Annotated in this window: 1 protein-coding gene and 1 pseudogene; one reads left to right on the top strand and one right to left on the bottom strand. The window is 72.0% G+C overall.

The window, feature by feature from the left end; translation table 11 throughout:
• Positions 1–399 (bottom strand): annotated as a pseudogene (locus tag HW445_RS26805) (hypothetical protein); the annotation flags it as partial.
• Positions 400–594: 195 nt separating this feature from the next.
• Here HW445_RS26805 and gcl point away from each other — a divergent pair.
• Entirely contained in the window at positions 595–2,379 is a 1,785-nt protein-coding gene (gene gcl, locus HW445_RS26810) for a glyoxylate carboligase (protein ID WP_180223459.1), read from the top strand.
• Positions 2,380–2,454 lie beyond the last annotated feature (75 nt).

Below are 2,454 nucleotides of genomic sequence, written 5' to 3' on the forward strand. Positions count from 1 at the left end.
CCGCTGGTCGGCGCGGCGCACGTCGGGATGGCCCAGCCACCGCAGGTACAGCGCAGCCGCCGACACCGCGTCCAGCGGCGTGCGGATGGTCACCGGCTGGAAGGCCGGCCGGCCCGCCGACGGACCGGTGGTGCCCTCCGCGGTCAGCACCGGGAGCCGCAGCACCACGCCGCAGGGACAGCCCAGTTCCGGCCACGGCCACTGCGTGGGCAGGGAGCACCGGGGGCAGTGCACGGTCACCCAGCTCTCGTGCCAGACCCGACGCGTCAGCTGGACGGGTTCGCCCGAGACGTCCAGCGCAGGGGCCACGGGAGTGCCGCAGGCGCAGGGGAACGCCGGTACCCGGTAGACGTGCTCGCGCCGGCAGGCCGGGCAACACACCGGAACCTTTTCGGACATGGCCACTCCAGGACGTGATGCGGTCGGACTCCCATGGTGCTCCCGACCGGGGCCGTTTGTCCGTCTCTTGACGCCCTTTCGACTCCGCTTCTACGCTGATTCCGCATAACAGAAGAAGTTTTCCGTATCCCGGAAAAAAGGGTTGCCCGGTTCGGGCGTCCCGGCACCGGAAACGGCCCGACAGGGAGGTGCGCGATGGCCCGTACGACCGCTGCCCGCGCGGCAGTCGAGATCCTGGTCAGGGAAGGCGTCACCGAGGCGTTCGGCGTGCCGGGCGCGGCGATCAACCCGTTCTACGCGGCGATGCGGGCCTCGGGCGCCGTCCGCCACACGCTGGCCCGCCACGTGGAGGGGGCCTCGCACATGGCCGAGGGGTACACCCGGGCCGTGAGCGGCAACATCGGCCTCTGCGTGGGTACTTCGGGGCCCGCCGGCACCGACATGATCACCGGCCTGTACTCGGCGTGGGCGGACTCGGTCCCGATCCTCTGCGTCACGGGGCAGGCGCCGACCACGGCGCTCCACAAGGAGGACTTCCAGGCGGTCGACATCGCCTCCGTCGCCCGTCCGGTCACCAAGTGGGCGGTCACCGTGCTGGAGGCCGCCCAGGTGCCCGGCGTCTTCCAGCAGGCGTTCCACGTGATGCGCTCGGGCCGCCCCGGGCCCGTGCTGATCGACCTGCCGGTCGACGTCCAGCTCGCCGAGATCGAGTGGGACCCCGGCGTCTACCAGCCGCTGCCGGTCCACCGTCCGGTGGCCTCCCGGGCCCAGATCGAGAAGGCGTTCACCCTGCTGGACGCCGCAGAGCGCCCGCTGATCGTCGCCGGGGGCGGTGTCGTCGGCGCCGACGCCTGCGCACCGCTGCGCGAGTTCGCCGAGCTGACCGGGGTGCCGGTGGTGCCGACGCTGATGGGGTGGGGCGCCCTGCCGGACGACCACGATCTCAACGCCGGCATGGTGGGGCTGCAGACCTCCCACCGCTTCGGCAACGCCACCTTCCTGGAGTCCGACTTCGTGCTGGGCGTCGGCAACCGCTGGGCCAACCGCCACACCGGCCGCCTGGACGTCTACACCGCCGGACGGACCTTCGTCCACGTGGACGTGGAGCCCACCCAGATCGGGCGGATCTTCGCCCCCGACCTGGGCATCGCCTCGGACGCGCGTGCGGCGCTGGAGCTGTTCGTCTCCGTGGCGCGGGAGCGGAAGGAACGGGGCGGGCTCCGTGACCGCTCGGCCTGGGCGGAGGCCGTCCAGGAACGCCGGGCCCGGATGGAGCGCCGCACCCACTTCGACGACGTGCCGGTGAAGCCGCAGCGGGTGTACCAGGAGATGAACAAGGCGTTCGGCCCCGAGACGCGGTACGTCACCGCCATCGGGAACTCCCAGATCGCGGCCGCCCAGATGCTGCACGTCCACCGGCCCCGGCACTGGATCAACTGCGGACAGGCCGGCCCCCTCGGCTGGACCCTCCCGGCGGCCCTGGGCGTGGCCCGTGCCGACGCCTCGGCGCCGGTGGTGGCGCTCTCCGGCGACTACGACTTCCAGTTCCTGATCGAGGAGCTGGCGGTCGGGGCCCAGCACCGCATCCCCTACATCCACGTCCTGCTCAACAACGCCTACCTGGGCCTCATCCGGCAGGCGCAGCGGGCCTTCGCGATGGACTTCGAGGTCAACCTGGAGTTCGAGAACGTCAACGCGCCGGAACTCGGCGGGTACGGCGTCGACCACGTGAAGGTGGCCGAGGGTCTCGGCTGCAAGGCGATCCGGGTGACCGAACCGCCGCAACTGGCCGGGGCGTTCGAGGAGGCGAAACGGCTGGCGGCCGAGTTCCGTGTTCCGGTCGTGGTCGAGGTGATCCTCGAGCGGGCGACCGACGTCTCCATGTCCGTCACCAACGACATAGGCGCCGTGGTGGAGTTCGAGGAGACCGCCACCGAGCCGTGGCACGCGCCGACGGCGCTGCGCACACCGAAGGGGTGAGCCCGCCCGGCTCCCCCGGGAGTGCGCCGGACCCTCAGTAGCCGCCCCCGCAGCTCGAGCCCCCGCCCCAGCCGT

The sequence above is a fragment of the Streptomyces sp. UH6 genome, from assembly GCF_013421635.1.
GTDB classification, from domain to species: domain Bacteria; phylum Actinomycetota; class Actinomycetes; order Streptomycetales; family Streptomycetaceae; genus Streptomyces; species Streptomyces abyssomicinicus.

Bases quoted from the DNA above. Each gene is read 5' to 3' on its own strand.
- gcl (WP_180223459.1), top strand. From the start codon at position 595: ATGGCCCGTACGACCGCTGCCCGCGCGGCAGTCGAGATCCTGGTCAGG.